This window comes from Rhizohabitans arisaemae (assembly GCF_025996515.1).
Lineage (GTDB): Bacteria > Actinomycetota > Actinomycetes > Streptosporangiales > Streptosporangiaceae > Rhizohabitans > Rhizohabitans arisaemae.
Map to the genome: position 1 here is coordinate 88,276 of NZ_BLRH01000034.1, position 17,052 is coordinate 105,327.

The following is a 17,052-nucleotide window of genomic DNA, read 5'->3' on the forward strand; positions in this document are numbered from 1 at the left end:
CGGTACGGGCCGCGCGGCGCGGCCCGTACCGGGACCGTGAAGTGCCCGGGCGGATCACCCTGCCGGAAGGCGGGTTTGCCGGGGTGCCGACGGTGCGGCGGGCGCGACGGTGGGGGCGGAGCCACCGGGCATCCGTCGCAGCCATCGTGGGAGTGCCCAGGCACGTGTCCCCAGCAGGGACATGGCTGCGGGCAGGAGCACTCCGCGCACGATGGTGGCGTCGATGAGGATGGCCACCGACAGCCCCACGCCCAGCATCTTGTATTCGATGGCGGACAGGACGACGAAGACGGAGAAGGCAGCGGTCATGATGACGGCGGCGCTGGTCACCACGCCCGCGCTGCCGCCGACGCCGCCGACGATCGCGTCGCGGGCATCGGCGCCGGCGGCGTGGCGTTCTCTGATCCTGCTCAGGATGAAGATGTGGTAGTCCATACTCAGGCCGAACAAGATCACGAACATGAAGAGCGGCAGCCAGCCCACCACACCGCCGTATGGTGTGAAGCCGAGTGCGGCGCTCAGGTGACCGTCCTGGAAGACCCAGGTCAGCACACCGTAGGCGGACCCGATGGACAGCAGGTTGAGAGCGATCGACACCAGCGGGACGGCCAGCGAGCGAAACGACACGACAAGCAGGACGAACGCCAAGGTGAGGACGAAGCCGAAGACCAGGGGCGTGCGGTCGGCGAGCTGCCGGGTGAAGTCGTACGGAACGGCGGTCTTGCCCATGACCGCGTGGTCGACGCCGCTCAGGGACCCGAAGGCGGCGGGCAGTGTTTTTCCTCGCAAGGTCTCCAGCGACCGGTTGGCGGCCTCGCCCGTCCCGAAGTGTGCCAGCGGAACGCGCAGTACCACGGCGTCGTCCAGCCTGGTGATCGAGGTCGCCCCGATCCTGTTGACCGCCTGATCGACCGCGGGAGCCTGCAGGGCTCCCGGGTGCTTCTCCCAGAGCACCACGGTCGCAGGCGCGGGCGCCCCGGGGAAGGCTTCCTGCATGCGGAGGGCGGCGTCCACCACGGGAACGCTCCGGGGCAGGCTGTCGGTGACCGCCGCGTCCTGCAGGCGCATGCCGAGCATGGGCAGGGCCATCAGAATCAGCACCAGGGTCGCCGCCCCGCCCCACGCGAGCGGACGGCGTACGACCGCGCGGGCCACGGCCGACCAGATGCGGGATTGTCCGGCGGCGGTGCGGCGGCGGCCCAGCCACGGGATCCGGGCCTTCTCGACACGGTCGCCGAGCAGGGCGAGCACCGCGGGCAGCACGGTGACCGATCCGATCATCGCCATGCCGACCACGAGGACCGCTCCGACCGTCAGGCCGCGGAAGTTGTCCAGTCCGGTGAACAGCAGACCGCTCAAGCACAGCATCACGGTGAAACCGGAGACCAGCACCACGTGCCCCGACGTACGCGCGGCGATCCGCACGGCGTCCACCACACTGTGTCCGGCGGCGCGCTCCTCCCGTGCCCGCCGCAGATAGAACAGCGAGTAATCGATTCCGACGGCGGCACCGATCAGCAACACCATCGAGGAGGTGGCGCTGTTGACGGGCACCCAGTGGTCGATGAACCGCAGGAACCCGAACGTGCCCGCCACGGTGGTGAGCGCCAGCAGGAGTGGGATCCCCGCGGCGATGAGCGAGCCGAATACCAGCAGCAGGATCACCACGGTCAGTGGAAGCGAGATGTACTCGGCGCGCTGAAAGTCGCTCTTGATGCCCTCGTCGACGGCGACGGACAGGCTCCTGTCACCTGCCTGCGCCAGCCGTACCCGCGGATGGCGTGCCGCCACCTCCCCGATGGCCGCGACCGCCGCCTCGTAGTGTGCCTTCGACCGCTCGATCGGCCCCGCCACCTGGAAGGTGACCAGGCCGGAGCGGCCGTCCTCCGACAGCAGCCGATCCCCGTCGCGCTCCAGCGGGGAGCGCAGGCCGATCACCGCGCCCGGTGTACGGCGCAGTGTCGTCGTCAGGTCCTGAGCGGCCCGCCGCAATTCCGCGCTTTCGGTGAACCGTGGCCCGGCCGTACGCAGCTGGATCAGCACGTTCTCCAGTACGGGCACGTATGCGCGCTGCCGGTCCAGAACCTGCTCCGCTCGTCCCGACTCACCTGGATCGGTACTGCGCGCACCCTCTCCGCTCAGCAGAGAGCCGGAGAGGACTCCTACGATCACCAGCACGAACCAACCGGTGATCGCCGGGAAGCGGTGCCGTATGGACCAGCCCGCCACCCGTTCCACCAGAGGTCCTGCGGGCGGTCCGTGGGCCGACTTGCGATAACGCAGCATGAGCTGCTGTCCTTTCCCGTGAAGAAGTGTTGCGGTGAGAACTCGCCCCAGGGCGAGGTGGTGCTTCTTCCCCTGGGCCGTCGAGTTGCCGCTCGGCGGCCCAGATCCTGATCGCCCGCTACTCCACCTGCTGCAGGATCCGTTCGATCGACGCCAGGCGGGTCCGCGTCTCGGCGAGGTGTTCGTCGAGCTCGGCCAACCGGCGCTCGATGCTCTGCTGGGTGGCGAGGCCGTCTTCGGCGATCTTGCGGTACTCGTGTTCGCGCACCAGCAGCGTCTTGGCCCGCCGCGTGGAGGCGAGCTGCCAGATGATCACCGTGATCACCGAGGTCAGCAGGGCGAAGATGCCGATCGTTCCGACGACCTGTGTCCAGTCGGTGTCGCTCATCGCGCAGATCCTTTCGTTCTCTCGTCCGGGGCGTCTCCCGGTGTCGTCAGCGTCTCCGCCGCCGCTCGGATGACCTCCGGCGTCAGCTGGAATGCGAACGGGCGTACCTCGTAGAACTTCATGGCCTTCCCGTCGTCGGAGAGTTCCAGCTGCGCCGACACCAGACCGGCCGCTTCCAGCTTCCGGAGGTGGACCTGCAGCAACGCGCGGCCGATACCGAGTTCGCGAGCCAGCTGGCTCACGTAGCTGCGCTTCTGTACCAGCGCTGCGATGACCCGCAGGCGATGCGGGTTGGCCAGCGTGGCCAGCGCACGCACCAACTCGTCCCCGGTCATCGCGGAGTTGCTCATAGCCAAATCCAGCACATGCCAACATAAATTAGCAGGTGCTCATAAGGGTTGGCTATAAGAGCCGCTTGTGTGTTTCGCGGCGCGCCCGGGGCCGTCCGAGCCTGGTACGCGCGGCACGGTGGTCCGGCCGGATCCCGGCCAGTCGGCCTGGCCCTCGGCGTCCGGACCGTCCAGGCCACGTCCGTCCCGCAAGTCCGGTACGGAAGTCGCCGCGTCGGCCGTACCAGGCGCCGACGGACCCGAACAGGCCACTCGGCTCCGTCTCCGGGTACATCCGGTACGGCCGGAGCCGCGTGTGTCCCCGTACCGGACCTGCGAAGTGCTCCGGCCGTCAGGCCGTGGCGGAGTCGACGGTGTTCACGACCGGCTCGTTCAGGCGGCGAGCCAGGCGTCGATCTCCTCGTTCAGGCGTCGCTTGACCGCGGCGGGGGCGAACGAGGCGTCGACGCCCGCTCGGGACAGGTCTGCGAGGGTCTCGTCGTCATAGCCGAAGGCATCACGGACCAGGGCGTACTCCGCGGTGAGGGTCGTGCCCACCAGCGCGGGGACGTCGGTGCTGAGGGTGACCGCGAGCCCGGCCCGGCGCAGCCGGTCCAGCGGGTGCCCGGGGATCGAGGGGACGAAGCCGAGCGCGACGTTGGAGGACGGGCACACCTCCAGCGGTATCCGGCGTTCGGCGACTTCGGCCACCAGGTCCGGGTCGTCGAGGATCCGGATGCCGTGTCCGATCCGCCGGGCTCCGCCGATCCCGATCGCCTCCCGGATGCTGTCGGCGCCCTCGGCCTCCCCCGCGTGGTGCACGATGTGCAGCCCCGCCTCCGCGGCGGCCTGGAACACCTCGGTGAACGGCGCCAGCGGGAACGCCTCGTCCCCGGCCAGGCCGACGCCGACCACACCGGCGGGCCCGTACCGCACGGCGAGGTCGAGGGTGCGCCACGCCCGGCCGACCGATCGGCGCCGGGAGTGGTCGAGGATGACCCGGCATTCGATCCCGAATCTCCGCCGCCCTTCGGCGAGGCCGTCGAGCACGCTCGCCAGCGGCATGTCCAGGTCGCCCACCCGCTCGCCGTGGGCGGCCGCCGTGAACGAGACCTCCGCGTAGCGGGTGCCGGAGGCGGCTTCGTCCTCGCAGAACTCCACCGCGGCCCGGTGGAAGTCCTCGGCGCGGCACAGGGAGTCCCGGACCAGGCCGTTCCGCTGAAAGAAGTCGGCGAATCCGGTGAATCGGTACTCGCCGCGCCGGAGGTCCTCCGGGATGTCCACTCCGTTCGCCGAGCTGAGCTCCGCCAGGGTCGCCGGACGCAGCGTGCTCTCCAGATGGACATGGAGGTGAGCCTTTGGGAGATTGGCGAGGTTTCTCACGTTTGCGCACCTTATCCGGCTTAGTGCCGAGGACGCATCGGGATTTCCCGTGCACGGTACGGGCTGCGCGGACGCGCCAGCCTATCGGCCCGCGCCGCCTCGCCCGTACCGAATCCGGTGCGGCGGCTCAGTCCTCCAGGCCCCAGAACGGGCCGGTGAGGCCGACCTGGGTGAAGTAGGCGGCGGCCTCCGCGGGCTCGCGGCGCCGGTAGCCGGCCTCCAGCCGCCCCTCGTACCAGTGCGCGGCCAGGCGCCAGAGCGTGCCGAGGTCCATCGTGTACCCCGGCGTCTCGCCTCGGCGCTCCAGCCAGTCCGTCACGCACCTCTCCCCGCAGTACAGGCGCTGGTTGCCGCAGGTGCGCATGACGTCGTCCCACATCCGGGGCACGGGGACGAGGAAGTGGGCGACGTGGCCGCCCTCCGGAGGGGCGTCGGTGCCCACGTTCCAGGCGAGCGCCGCGCCGCAGCCGGGGCATCGGGTGGCGACCAGGACCTCCGGCTCGCCGGGCAGCAGGTGGGGGAGCGCGAAGGCGTCCCAGGCACACCCTCCCCACCACAGCGTGTCCCGGCCCATCGCCGAGAAGCCCAGCGGGACGTCGGAGAACGGATGGGCTATGAGGACGCGGGTCCCGGTCACGTTCAGGACCAGATGGCGGCCCCGGTGCAGGGCGCGGAGCCCGGAGAGCACGTCGGCCTCGCCGGCGTTCAGCCGGTCGGAGAGGTCCGGGACGGCGGGGGCCCGGCCGGTCTCGGTGAACCCCGCGTACACCGCGAGGCGCAACTTCTCCACGTCCATCTTCCTGCTCCGATCCACCTGGCGCGCTTGCTGAGGGGGAAACCGTCGCTGCGCTGCCTGAATTGGGAGTGATGTTCCCCTTGATCATATTCGTCTAGCCTGGCGCGATGGAACGGAGCGAGAAGGCGAAGATGCTGGCGGGGGAGCTGTACGACTCCCGGGACCCGGAGCTGCTGGCGGCGGCGCACCGCGCCAGGCGGCTCATGGCGGAGTACCGGAGCGTCCCCTCGACGGAGGCGGCGGAGCGGACGCGGGTGCTGCGCGAGCTGCTCGGCGAGGTGGGGGACGGGGTCTGGGTGGAGCCGCCGCTCTACGTCGACTACGGGGAGAACGTCAGCATCGGCTGGGGGACCTTCGTCAACGTCGGCTGCGTGTTCGTCGACGGGAACGCGATCGGCGTGGGGAGTCAGTGCCTGCTCGGCCCGGGCGTCCAGTTGGTGACGGCGTCGCATCCGCTGCGGGCGGAGGAGCGGGTGTCCCCGCCGGAGGAGGTCGCGGCGGGCGGGAACCCGTACCGGACCAGCACCGCGCCGATCCGGATCGGGGATCGGGTCTGGCTGGGGGCCGGGGCGATCGTGCTCCCCGGGGTGACGATCGGGGACGGCGTCACGGTGGCGGCGGGTGCGGTGGTGACGGCGGACGTACCCCCGAACGTCCTGGTCGGCGGGGTGCCCGCCAAGGTCATCCGGGAGCTGTGACCTCCGCGAAGTATCCGCCATATCACGACGATAGGGGCATTTCGGTAGATCCGTTTCTCCTCGGTTCACCGTTACCGTCACGGTGAACCCCCCACTTGAGGAGAGCAACCATGCTCCGACGAAATGTCGTGACCGCGGGCTTCGCGCTCGCTCTCACCCTCGCGGCCGTCCCCGCCATCGCCCTCGCGGCGTCCGGCGGAACCGCGGACGGTCCGCTCTACACCCAGGCGCGGTCACTCGCCGCCGCCACCCTGACCCCGCCCGCCCCCGGCCTGGTCGACGCCCTCGAACGAGACCTCGGCATCACCGAGGCGCAGGCCGTCGCCAGGCTCGCCAACGAGACCGCGGCGGCCGGCGTCGAGCCCGAGTTCGGCAGGCGGCTCGGCGCGGCCTACGCCGGCGCCTGGGTCGTCGGCGCCACCTCCACCCTGACGGTGGCGACCAGCGACGCCGGACGGCTCGCCCTGATCCGCGACGCCGGTGCCACACCCCAGCTGGTCGCGCACTCCCTGGCCACGCTGGAGGCCGCCAAGGCCGCCCTCGACCGGAACCAGGCCGCCGCGCCGAGGTCCACGCCGGTCTGGTACGTCGACATCCGGGAGAACAGCGTCGTCGTCCTCACCGGCAACCCCGCCGAAGCCAAGAAGTTCGTCCGGGCCAGCGGGGCCGATCCGGCCGTCGTCGCCGTCCGGCAGTCCGCCGAACGCCCGCAGCCGCTCAACGACGTGCGGGGCGGTGACGCCTACTACATGGGCGGGCGCTGCTCGGTCGGGTTCTCGGTGACCAAGGCGGGCAGCCAAGGCGGATTCGTCACCGCCGGCCACTGCGGCAACGTCGGGACCGCCACCCAGGGCCACAACCGGGTGGCGCAGGGCACCTTCCGCGGGTCGTCCTTCCCCGGCAACGACTACGCCTGGGTGGAGGTCAACACCCAGTGGACCCCACGCGGCGTCGTCAACGCCTACGGGGCCGGCATCCTGCCCATCACCGGTTCCCAGCAGCAGGTCGTCGGCGCCTCCATCTGCCGCTCCGGCTCCACCACGCAGTACCGCTGCGGCACGATCAGCCAGCACAACACCAGCGTCACCTACCCGGAGGGAACCATCACCGGCGTGACCCGCACCACGGTCTGCGCCGAGCCCGGCGACTCCGGCGGTCCCTACTTCTCCGGGTCCCAGGCCCAGGGCGTCACCTCGGGCGGCTCCGGCAACTGCACCTCCGGCGGGACCACCTACCACCAGCCGGTGAACGAGATCCTCTCCGCCTACGGGCTCACCCTGGCCGGATCCGGGACCGACCCGACGCCGACCGTCACCCAGTCGCCCGGCGGGACCTGGGCGCCGAACACCAACTACACGGTGGGCGCGCAGGTCACCTACGGCGGCGTCACCTACCGATGCCTGCAGGCGCACCGCTCGCTCACGGGCTGGGAACCGCCCAACGTCCCCGCCCTCTGGCAGCGCGTCTGATCCGCCTCTAGATCCTTGTGGCGCCCGATGGGAAGGGGCGCCACAAGGATCACCGCGTTCGCGGCGACCGCGGACCGGTACGGACGCCGGCGGCCCCGTGATCTGACCGGCCGCGACGCCGGCACCGACCGTCTCGCCCGACACGACGCCACATGGTGATCAAACGGCTACGTATCGTGGTATCGATGGAGGTGTTCATCGATTCCGGGGGTTCCGCATGTCAGTGAAGAAGAAGGTCATTGCCGTGTCCGCGGCGGCCGCCGCCCTGTTCGCGGCCACGCCCGCCGCCGCCGACACCGTCGACACCACCGTCATCACCTTCCTGGTGGTGAGCACGGGAGGAATCAACATCTCGGCGCCGGAATCGGGTTCGCTGTTCACCACCGTCCCCGGCGGGCAGACCCTCGGCCACGTGGGCAACGTCACCGTGGTCGACCAGCGGTCCGCCCCCTCCGCCACCTGGACCGCGACGGTGGCGCTGACCGACCCGTTCCACACCGGCACCGGCGCCTCGCCGTACACGATCCCGGCAGGGAACGTCGTGTACCATCCGGGGGCGGCGATCGGTCCGGTCAACGGGCCGTTCACCCCCGGCAGCACCGGAACCCTGGCCGGGCCGCGCACGGCCTACAGCAAAGCCGGTGGCGTCGGGAACAACTCGGTGGCCTGGAACCCCCGCTTCACCGTCCAGGTGCCGAACGACGCGCCGTTCGGTCTCTACAGCGGGACGGTCACCCACTCGGTGGCCTGACTTCCGCCGAGTACGTCACGTTTGGTCGGCGCGCGGTTCGAGGAAGACGATCGCCACCCGGTGCCGGGCCAGGGCGTCCGCGATCTCCTCCAGGGTCGGCGCGCGGTCGACGTGGACGGTGAGCCCCAATGCGCCGAGCTCCGTCAGGCCCGACCGCTCGATCATCTCCATGCCCATCGCGGCGAGCGTGGCGGTGTCCTCCTCCAGCCGGGCCCACACCCGGGAGCGCACACCGCGCTCGATCGTCTCCGCCTCGGCACCGCCGCGGAAATTGACCCGCCAGAGGCTGTCGGAGAACACGCCTGCCCGCCCGTTGAAGTTCTGCTTCATCACCGGGATCTCGTAGGGTTTGCCGCTCCTGCGGCCGGTGAACCGGAGGAGAATCAGGCCGTCCGTGGAACGTCCGCCGGTTCCCTCGCGGATCTGTTTGCGGATCGACGAGTCGAAGACTCGCATCAGCCATTTCATCAGGCGCGGTGGCCGTCCGACGCTCACCGCGTGCCTCTCGGTCTTCGCCACGACCGTCCTTATCGGTATGTCACCACATTGACGATGAGTGCGGACAAATCCGCTGACATAGGGAATCTGGGTGAGACTACGGGCGTGATCCATAGAAGTCGGCAATCTCCTGGAAGGACGCCTTCGGCACCCACTCCTCGGCTCCCTCACCCGGAACCCGCACGACGCTGAAACTGGCCATGTCCAGATCGCGCCGCGGATCCGTGGAGTACGGCGACAGCGGGGAGGAGAACTCGAAGGCGAACGTGCCGGCGACACCCTCGTCGGCGTAGACGCCCAGCGACTCACGGAGGTAGCGGGCCTGGACGCCTTCGTCCCTGGAGAAGCCGCTCTTCACCGTGCGGGTCTCCCAGTCGATGATGTCGTACCCGTTCGGGCCCTTGTGCTCCGCGCCGGCGTAGGAGCAGCAGCCGAACTCGGTGATGATCACCGGCTTGCCGTGCGCGTGGAGCGCCCTGACCCCCTTGGCGAACCCCGACCGGTTGCCCGAATACCGGTAGTAGTTCACCCCGACGAAGTCGAACGGGCGCCAGTCGACCTTCTCCCACAGCCCCGCGCCATAGGTGACCGGGCCGTTGAAGCGGGACCGGGCGACGGAGACCGTCTTCCCGAGCAGGGTGTTCAGGCGGTGATTGAACACCGGCATCAACCACCACGCGGCGCTCAGCACCGTGAGCCTCTTGGTGAAATCACGCCCGGGGATGACTCCCGGGGCGAACACCGACAGTTCACACCCCACGTTCAGATAGATCTCGCCGTACCGCTCCCGGAGTTCCTCGGCGGTCCCGGCGACCGTCGCCAGCCTGCCGAGCACGGACTCCTGGGTCCGGCGGCCGGGAATCCGGGGCTGCAGCCACACGGCGAGCCCCGCCTCCCGGGCGATGGCCGCGCATTCCGCGAGCCGGTCGAGGTCGTCGCCGTAGACGGCGACCGCGTTGCAGCGGAGGCCGTCCCGGATGATCGTGACGTCCCGTTCGACGTGGTCGGTCCGCCACACCCTCCGGGTGGTCTCGTCGAGGTAGCTCGTTCCGACGTCGTAGTTGATGCCCTTGAACCTCATGTGTCCCTCCTGGTGGCGAGGTCGAACGCGGTGACGAGCTCCGCGGCGTAGGCGGCGAGGTCGATCCGGGGGTCCCTGGCCCACTCGTCGAGCGCCCCGGTGATCGCCTGGAAGACGGTCACGGCGATCGGGCGGGGGGCGAACCCCCGGAACTCGCCGTCCCGCTGACCTTGGCGCAGGATCTTGACGAGCTCGGTGATGGACTCCTCGGGGGAATCGGCGAAGCTGAGCTCGCCCACGGCGTTCCGGTGGTTCTCGACGATGCGCACCATCGCCATGAACTGCGCGCGATGCGCGGCCATGTAGGAGAGTTCCGCCGTGATCCAGACACCGAGGCGCCCCCTGGCGGTGGTCTCCCGCCGCAGGAGCGGCTCCAGGTAGGCCCACGAGTCGTCGAAGACCTGCCGCACCACCTGCTGAAGGAGGTCGTCCTTGTCGGCGAAGTGATAGGAGATCACGCTCTTGCTGATCCCCGCGTGCCGGGCGATCCGGCCGAGCGAGGCCTGCGCGTAACCGACCTCGGCCACCGTCTCGATCGCCGCCGCGATGATCTGCGCACGTCGCGCCGCCTCGATGAACGACGGGGACTTTCGAATTTCAGACCGCATGGCCTGATTTTAGACCGATCGGCCTGGATTTGTGAACCGCGATCATCCGCCCGCTGTGTCAGAACGGCTCCTACCAGCACATTCCACCCGATATCCGAGCGGTACGGCCGCAGGCGGCACCCTCATCCGGCGCAGCCCGTACCGGAGGACCGTCGCCCTGGACATCGCGGAGAACCGGAACCGCCTGGACCGGCTTGATCGTCTCGGTCGCCACGGCGTCGAAACCGGACGGAAGATCTATTCTGGCCTCGTGACACGCCCCGTACTTGAGGTCTCACCGGACCATCCCGGCTGCTTCCCGACGATCTGGGCCGCGCTTGAAGAGGCGCCCCTGCACGCCGAGATCGTCGTCCACCCGGGCCTGTACGGTGAGCAGATCCACGTGACCAGATCGGTCACGATCCGGGCGCGCGACGGCCGCGGCTCGGTCCGCGTCCACGCGCCGGAGGGGTGTGCGCTCGTCAACGACGCCGAGGACGCCACCGTACGGGGACTGGTGCTGTCCGACGGCACCTCCGGCGCGACCGTGTGGGTACGGCGGGGGCGGCTCCGGCTTGAGGAGTGCGAGCTGCCCGGGCCGGCGATCGGCGTCCTGGCCGAGCCGGGGTCCAGGCCGATGCTGCAGCGCTGCCAGATCAGCTCGCCCACGGTGTGCGGCGTCAAGCTCGTGCGCAGCGACGCCGTGATCGAGGACTGCGTCGTGCTCGACGCGCGCACCGGTGAGTTCGGTCCCGCCAACGGCCTGCAGGCCGAGGGGGGCCGGCACTACGTCGCGGGATTCGCGGTGCGCGGCGCCGACGGCCACGGCATCAGGCTCTCCGGCGGCGCGGCCGGCCGGTTCGACGACGTGGAGGTGGTGGGGGCCTCCCGGGCCGGCCATCTGATCCCCGCGGTCTGGATCGGGGAGGGCGCGAACCCGTCCTTCAACCGGCTGGCGGTGCTGGACACCAACGGGCACGGGGTGTGGACCCAGTCGGCCGGCGGGGTCTACGAGGACTGCACCCTGGCCGGGATGGGGGAGAGCGCCTCGGGTTTCGGCGTTTCGGACGGGGCCGACCCCGTCGTGCGGCGGATGCGGGTGTCCGCGGTCAACGGCGAGGGGTTCTACCTGGGGGCCGCCTCGCGCGGCACCTTCGAGGACTGCGAGGTCTTCGCGAGCCGGGTCGTGGGGTTCTACGCCGGGCCGGGGAGCTCGCCGGCCGTGCGCGGGCTGACCGTGCGGGACTCGTCGGGGGCGGGGATCAAGATCGACAACGCGGGGGGCGTCTTCGAGAACTGCACGGTCACCAAGATCAGCGGCGAGGAGGCCTGGGGCGTGCTGCTGGTGACCGGCGCGGCGCCGACGGTGCGCGGGCTGACCGTCCGCGACTCCAGCGCGACCGGCGTGACCGTGATGTCGGGCGCGGGAGGCGAGTTCGAGGACGTCACGGTGGCCGGCGCGCAGCGCTGCGTGATGGTCTGGGAGCGGGCCCGCCCGGTGATGCGGCGGCTGCGGCTGTCGGGGTTCGAGCAGGCCGGGCTCTGGGTGAACGAGGGGGCGGCGGGCCACTACGACGACGTCGTGCTGACCGGCCCCGGGGGCAAGGTGGGCGTGCTGGTCAGCGAGGGCGGCGACCCCGTGCTGGAGAACATCGTGATCACGGACGCCGAGGCGGGCTTCATGGTCCACAACGCGAAGGGCGTCTACACCTCCTGCTCGGTGGAGGGCACCCGCATGTTCGGGTTCATCGCCAGCGGCCGTTCCGAACCACAGGTGAACGGGCTGCACGTGCGACCCGTCCTCAACCGCGGCATCGAGGTGCGCACGGGCGCGAACGGCGTTTTCGAGAACTGCTCCGTCTCCGGCGGCGTCGCGGAGGTCAAGACGAGCGCGGTCAAGGTGTCGGACGGCGGGCAGCCGCGGTTTCGCGGCCTGTCGATCGACGGCTACGACGGCGAAGGCCTGGAAATCTCGAAGGACACCGGCGGGGAGTACACGCAGGTGGTCGTCACCGACCTGACCAAGGCGGCGGTGTCGGTCCGGGACGGGGCCACACCGATCATCAAAGACCTCACCGTGCGCCGCGCGGGCGCGCCCGGCCACTCCGCGGTCACGATCTGGGGTGGTACCCCGCGGCTTGAGGATGTGACGATCAGCGAGACGCCCGGCACCGCCCTGTACGCGGGTGGCGGCACCGTGGAGGTCCGCGGCCTGCAGGTCGACCGGGCCGGCGGGACGGACGAGGCCGTCCGGGTGGTCGAGGGCTGCACGCTCCGCGTCGTCGAGGGTGAGATCAACGGCCCCGCACGGTTCGGCGTGGGCGTGGTCAACGGCCGGTTCATCGCCGAGCGGCTCACGGTCACGGGATGCGAGACCGGCGTCACCGCGTTGCCCGACGGGGTCGTCGAGCTCCAGGTGTGCAGGCTGACGGGGAACGAGATCGGGCTGTCCGCAGGTGGCAGGCGGCCGGTGCGGCTGATCGGCTGCGCCGTCGAGGGGAACACCCAGGACCTGGAGATCGACGCCGACGCCCCCGAGCCCGAGCTGACCGACCACACCGGCCCCGTGCCGGGTCGCCTCGCCGTCGCCGCCGACGACGAACCCGTGGCCGGGGTCGCCGGCGGGCCGGCCGCCACGGCGCCGCCACCCCTGAACGAGGCCCTCTCCGCCCTCGACGGGCTGATCGGGCTCGACCGCGTCAAAGCCGAGATCCGCAAGCTCGTCGACTTCGCCCGGCTGCGCGCCGTGATGCGTGAGCGGGGTATGCGCGAGCTGCCGTTCAACCGGCACCTGATCTTCGTCGGGCCGCCGGGCACCGGCAAGACGGAGGTGGCTCAGCGGTACGCCGACATCGCCGCCGCGCTCGGGCTCGTCGCCGAGCCCAAGGTGGTGAAGGTGGACCGGGGTTCGCTCGTCGCCAAGCACATCGGTCACACCGAGGACAACATGCGCAAGGCCATCGACCGGGCCCGCGGCGGCGTCCTGTTCATCGACGAGGTCTACCAGCTCGTCGAGGGCGGCGAGGCCGACTTCGGCCGCCAGGCGGTCGACGTGCTGCTCGCCCGCATGGAGGAGTTGCGCGACGAGCTCGTCGTGATCGTCGCGGGCTACGCCAAGGAGATGGACCGGTTCCTCAACTTCAACCCGGGGCTGCGCAGCCGCTTCACCACCACGATCACCTTCCCCAACTACACTCCGGCGGAGTTGGTGGAGATCGTCGGACGGTTCGCCGCCGAGGCCGGGTTCCGGCTGCCCGCGGACACCCGGCAGGCGCTGAACAGGCACTTCGCCGCGGTACCCGCCGACACGTCGTTCGGCAACGCCCGCCACGCGCGTACCGTGTTCGACGCGATGGTGATCGAGCTCGCCGGGCGGATCTCCGAAACCGAGGAGATCGACCTGCTGCTGCCCTCGGACGCGGAGGGGGCGCTGCGCCGTACCGGGCTCGGCGTCGGCGCGGGCGTGGAGGACCCGCGGCGGGCGGGGGAGCTGCTGGCCTCGCTGGACGCCATGATCGGGCTGGACGCGGTCAAGGGCGAGATCCGTGAGGTCGTCGCGGAACTGAGGATGGCGCGCAGGCTCCGCCGCATGGGCCGGACGGTCGCCGAGACCAGCCGGCATCTGGCCTTCCTCGGGCCCCCGGGCACCGGCAAGACCGCGGTCGCGCGGCTGTACGGGCAGCTGCTGGCCGCGCTCGGCATGCTGCCGGAGGGCCAGTTCGTCGAGGCGACCGCGCGGGACCTGGTGGCCGGTTACGTCGGGCAGACCGCGGGCCGTACCAGGGAGAGGTTCCGCGAGGCGGTCGGCGGGGTGCTGTTCATCGACGAGGCGTACGCGCTCACGCCGCGCCGGGACGGCGGGCACGACTTCAACTCCGAAGCGGTGGCCGCGCTCCTGACCGAGATGGAGAACCATCGGCACGACACCGTGGTCATCGTGGCGGGCTATCCCGCGGAGATGGACCGGTTCCTCACCGCCAACCCCGGTCTGGACAGCCGGTTCAGCCGGCGCATCGCCTTCCCGCACTACAGCGTCGAGGAACTGGTGGAGATCTTCCTGCTGCAGACGCGGGCCGCCGAGTACGACTGCCCGGACGACACGGTGGAGGCGGTCCGGCGCCGAATCGCGACCGAGCCCCGGGGTGAATCATTTGGCAACGGCCGTTTCGTCCGCAACCTGTTTGAGTCGGCCCGGCGGCGGCTCGCGGTGCGCCTCGTCGACCAGGACGTGCCGGACGCGGAACTGACCACCCTCCACCCGGAGGACTTCACCCCCTGAGTTTCACACCGGCACGAGTGCGCCGAACGGGCCCATCAAGCGGTTCAGCCGCCTGTAGGCTCGGTGCACACCCTCGGGGTACTTCTCGGGGTGGTCGTAGGCGCCGGCACGGTAGCCGTAGAGCGAGACCCAGCGCATGCCCTGACCGGCCTCGTAGACGCCCATCCACAAGGTTGGCAGATCCGCCGACGTGGCCATGTCGACGGGGTCCACCACATGGGCGGGCAGGTCCATGGCGAGCCGCCCGACCAGTTCGACGGTCTGGGCGCGGGAGAGCCGGGTCAGGAGCCTGCCCTTCACCAGGATCCGGCCGTCGCTGTAGACGGCCACCTCGGGCGGGCGCACCGTCCCCGGCGGATCCGGGTCCCAGTAGCCGGGGTCGACACTCAGCTCCGCGACGACCTGCACCCCTTCGATCCCGTCCAGCGGGGCCAGGCGTCTCGCGTCGCTTCCGGCGAGAACCGGCAGGGACAGGCACAGCAGGGCGGTGGCGATCATTGCGCCCCCGCGGCGAAGCGACCAGGTGGACGTCATGGCCGAATGCTAGAAAGCCGCATCTGGAAGCGGCTTGGAACCGACTTGGAACCGGTTGGAACCGGTCGGCTCCAACCGTCACCACGTGCCCGGGGGCGAAGGTGACCGGGATCGCCCGTTCGAGCCGCCGGGGTTCGCCGTTCGACACACCGAGCCTGTCGGGGCCGCCGAGTACGACTGCCCGGACGACACGGTGGAGGCGGTCCGGCGCCGAATCGAGACCGAGCCCCGCGGAGAGTCGTTTGGGAACGGTCGTTTTGTCCGCAACCTGTTTGAGTCGGCCCGGCGGCGCCTCGCCGTACGCCTGGTCGACCAGGACGTCCAGGACTTCGAGCTGACCATTATCCGGCCGGAGGACATCACCCCCTGAGCCACTGAGGCGGGTCAGCGTGAAGAGTCATCGTGGAGGAAGGCCACGATTGTCGGTTGTGAGGCGATTCAGCCGCTGGTAGGCCCGGTGCACACCCTCGGGGTACTTCTCGGGGTAGTTGTAGGCGCCGAACCCGTAACCGTAGAGGGAGACCCCGCGCATGCCCTCGCCGGCCACGTAGACGCTCATCCTCAGGGTTGGCAGATCGGTCGTCCCGTCCACCTCGGTGGGGTTCACCACATGGGCGGGCAGGTCCACGGCGAGCCGCCCGACCAGTTCGACGGTCTGGGCGCGGGAGAGCCGGGTCAGGAGCCTGCCCTTCACCAGGACCCGGCCGTCGCTGTAGACGGCCACCTCGGGCGGGCGCACCGTCCCCGGCGGATCCGGGTCCCAGTAGCCGGGGTCGACACTGAGCTGCGCGACGACCTGCACCCCTTCGATCCCGTCCAGCGGGGCCAGGCGTCTCGCCTCCGGGGCCAGGCGTTTCGCATCGCATCCGGCGAGAACCGACACGGACAGCAAGGCGGTGGCGATCATTGCGCCAAGCCGGAGGGCCCAGGTGGATGGCATGGACGCATGCTAGGAAGAAGGACTTGAGGCCGACTTGGGGCCGGTTGGCTCCAACCGTCACGACGTGCCTACCCGGGATCGCCCCTTCCGAGCCGCCGGGGTCCGCCGTTGCGACACCCGCCGAGCCTGTCGGGGTTTGGATACGGTCGCGTACGGCGTCAACGCGGGCACACCGGTTCCCCGTACCGGCATGTGGAGTAAGCCTGTCCCGGCCGCCGAAACAGTACGCCTGTGCTTGACCGTGGCGCGCTCAGCGCCGTACCCGACGGTCTCAGGGTTCGCGGGCGCGGAGGTAGGCGTCCAGGTCGGCGGCGCCCTTGAGCATGGCGCGGCCCCGGGCGGACAGGCGGGTACGCCAGTCGCGCAGGGTCGACTCCAGCGGGGCGACGCCTCCCGCGGAGCGGACCTGGGCGATCAGCGGGGCGATCTGCTCCAGCAGGTAGCCGCCCCGCCTGAGCTGGTGGGCCAGCCGGACGTCCCGGACGTCGGCCGCGCTGTAGACCCGGTAACCGGTCTGCGGGTCGCGGCGCGGCCGGACCAGCCCGGCGTTCTCCCATTTGCGCAGGGTGGCGGGGCGGAGGCCGAGCCTCTTGGCGAGGGGGCCGATGAACGTGTCGCCGCGCTCCTGCGGTACGGGCGCCAGATCGCGGAGCGCCGCCTCGACGGCGTGGAGGGTGCCGCGGTCGTCGAGGAGCCGGCCGTGGCTCTCGTCGATGAGCCGGAGCGCGTCCTCGACGGCACCCCGGTTGACCGCCTGCATGATCGAGGTCGCCGTCTGGTGGCCGTGCCCGGGCACCAGGGCGAGGAACGCGCGCAGGGCTCGCGCGTGCAGCGGCGTGTACGTGCGGTAGCCGTGGACGGTGCGTGCGGCGGCGGGCAGGATGCCGGCGTCCTCGTAGTTCCGGATCGCCTGGGTGGACAAATCGTGCTCGCGCGCAAGGTCCACCGGCCTCATGGCTGCATCATCGATTGAAGGTCCGTCGCGGTAGATACTGGTGCTTTCTCGGAAAAGTTTACACCGAATGTTCAAAGA

Annotated in this window: 16 protein-coding genes; 5 read left to right on the top strand and 11 right to left on the bottom strand. The window is 70.5% G+C overall.

Annotated elements, in window-relative coordinates:
• Positions 1 to 54 precede the first annotated feature (54 nt).
• The 5 genes from RUR_RS15770 to merB all read right to left on the bottom strand — a co-directional run bounded on the left by RUR_RS15770 (position 55) and on the right by merB (position 5,176).
• A complete protein-coding gene (locus RUR_RS15770; RefSeq protein ID WP_283135804.1) occupies positions 55 to 2,286 on the bottom strand; it encodes an MMPL family transporter in 2,232 nt (743 codons plus the stop codon).
• 118 nt (positions 2,287 to 2,404) lie between these two features.
• Complete coding sequence (locus RUR_RS15775) at positions 2,405 to 2,674, bottom strand: hypothetical protein (RefSeq protein WP_283135805.1); 270 nt, start codon at positions 2,672 to 2,674, stop codon at positions 2,405 to 2,407.
• Positions 2,671 to 3,024 (bottom strand): ArsR/SmtB family transcription factor, encoded by a 354-nt coding sequence (locus RUR_RS15780; RefSeq protein WP_283135806.1) that lies wholly within the window; start codon positions 3,022 to 3,024, stop codon positions 2,671 to 2,673. The genes RUR_RS15775 and RUR_RS15780 overlap by 4 nt, the downstream gene beginning before the upstream one ends.
• Positions 3,025 to 3,396: 372 nt before the next feature.
• Complete coding sequence (gene add, locus RUR_RS15785) at positions 3,397 to 4,386, bottom strand: adenosine deaminase (RefSeq protein ID WP_283135807.1); 990 nt, start codon at positions 4,384 to 4,386, stop codon at positions 3,397 to 3,399.
• A gap of 127 nt (positions 4,387 to 4,513) precedes the next feature.
• Entirely contained in the window at positions 4,514 to 5,176 is a 663-nt protein-coding gene (merB, locus tag RUR_RS15790; protein ID WP_283135808.1) for an organomercurial lyase, read from the bottom strand.
• A 113-nt stretch (positions 5,177 to 5,289) separates the two neighbouring features.
• Between merB and RUR_RS15795 the strand changes: the two genes are divergently transcribed.
• The 3 genes from RUR_RS15795 to RUR_RS15805 all read left to right on the top strand — a co-directional run bounded on the left by RUR_RS15795 (position 5,290) and on the right by RUR_RS15805 (position 8,100).
• On the top strand, positions 5,290 to 5,880 hold the full coding sequence (locus RUR_RS15795) for a sugar O-acetyltransferase (RefSeq protein ID WP_283135809.1): 591 nt from the start codon (positions 5,290 to 5,292) through the stop codon (positions 5,878 to 5,880).
• Between the two features lie 110 nt (positions 5,881 to 5,990).
• On the top strand, positions 5,991 to 7,349 hold the full coding sequence (locus RUR_RS15800; protein ID WP_283135810.1) for an alpha-lytic protease prodomain-containing protein: 1,359 nt from the start codon (positions 5,991 to 5,993) through the stop codon (positions 7,347 to 7,349).
• Between the two features lie 217 nt (positions 7,350 to 7,566).
• Positions 7,567 to 8,100, top strand: a complete 534-nt coding sequence (locus RUR_RS15805) for a hypothetical protein (RefSeq protein ID WP_283135811.1) — start codon at positions 7,567 to 7,569, stop codon at positions 8,098 to 8,100.
• 15 nt (positions 8,101 to 8,115) lie between these two features.
• On the opposite strand, the gene RUR_RS15810 is transcribed toward RUR_RS15805, so the two are convergent.
• From RUR_RS15810 to RUR_RS15820, 3 genes are all read right to left on the bottom strand, one after another.
• Positions 8,116 to 8,619: a hypothetical protein gene (locus RUR_RS15810; protein WP_283135812.1), complete on the bottom strand. Its 504-nt coding sequence runs from the start codon at positions 8,617 to 8,619 to the stop codon at positions 8,116 to 8,118.
• 76 nt (positions 8,620 to 8,695) lie between these two features.
• On the bottom strand, positions 8,696 to 9,679 hold the full coding sequence (locus RUR_RS15815; RefSeq protein ID WP_283135813.1) for a glycoside hydrolase family 113 protein: 984 nt from the start codon (positions 9,677 to 9,679) through the stop codon (positions 8,696 to 8,698).
• Positions 9,676 to 10,287 carry a TetR/AcrR family transcriptional regulator gene (locus RUR_RS15820; protein ID WP_283135814.1) on the bottom strand — a complete coding sequence of 204 codons (612 nt, stop codon included), beginning with the start codon at positions 10,285 to 10,287 and terminating at the stop codon, positions 9,676 to 9,678. Before RUR_RS15820 ends, RUR_RS15815 begins: the two co-directional genes overlap by 4 nt.
• A 250-nt stretch (positions 10,288 to 10,537) precedes the next feature.
• On the opposite strand from RUR_RS15820, the gene RUR_RS15825 reads away from it, so the two are divergent.
• On the top strand, positions 10,538 to 14,545 hold the full coding sequence (locus tag RUR_RS15825; protein ID WP_283135815.1) for an AAA family ATPase: 4,008 nt from the start codon (positions 10,538 to 10,540) through the stop codon (positions 14,543 to 14,545).
• Between the two features lie 3 nt (positions 14,546 to 14,548).
• On the opposite strand, the gene RUR_RS15830 is transcribed toward RUR_RS15825, so the two are convergent.
• On the bottom strand, positions 14,549 to 15,079 hold the full coding sequence (locus tag RUR_RS15830) for a hypothetical protein (protein ID WP_283135816.1): 531 nt from the start codon (positions 15,077 to 15,079) through the stop codon (positions 14,549 to 14,551).
• 85 nt (positions 15,080 to 15,164) lie between these two features.
• Between RUR_RS15830 and RUR_RS15835 the strand changes: the two genes are divergently transcribed.
• Positions 15,165 to 15,449, top strand: coding sequence for a hypothetical protein (locus tag RUR_RS15835; protein WP_283135817.1), 285 nt, complete (start codon positions 15,165 to 15,167; stop codon positions 15,447 to 15,449).
• Between the two features lie 27 nt (positions 15,450 to 15,476).
• Here RUR_RS15835 and RUR_RS15840 read toward each other — a convergent pair whose 3' ends face one another.
• Both RUR_RS15840 and RUR_RS15845 read right to left on the bottom strand, forming a co-directional pair.
• The gene (locus RUR_RS15840; protein WP_283135818.1) at positions 15,477 to 16,019 is read right to left on the bottom strand and encodes a hypothetical protein; all 543 of its coding nucleotides are present in this window, start codon (positions 16,017 to 16,019) and stop codon (positions 15,477 to 15,479) included.
• A 271-nt stretch (positions 16,020 to 16,290) separates the two neighbouring features.
• The gene (locus tag RUR_RS15845; protein WP_283135819.1) at positions 16,291 to 16,974 is read right to left on the bottom strand and encodes a TioE family transcriptional regulator; all 684 of its coding nucleotides are present in this window, start codon (positions 16,972 to 16,974) and stop codon (positions 16,291 to 16,293) included.
• Positions 16,975 to 17,052 lie beyond the last annotated feature (78 nt).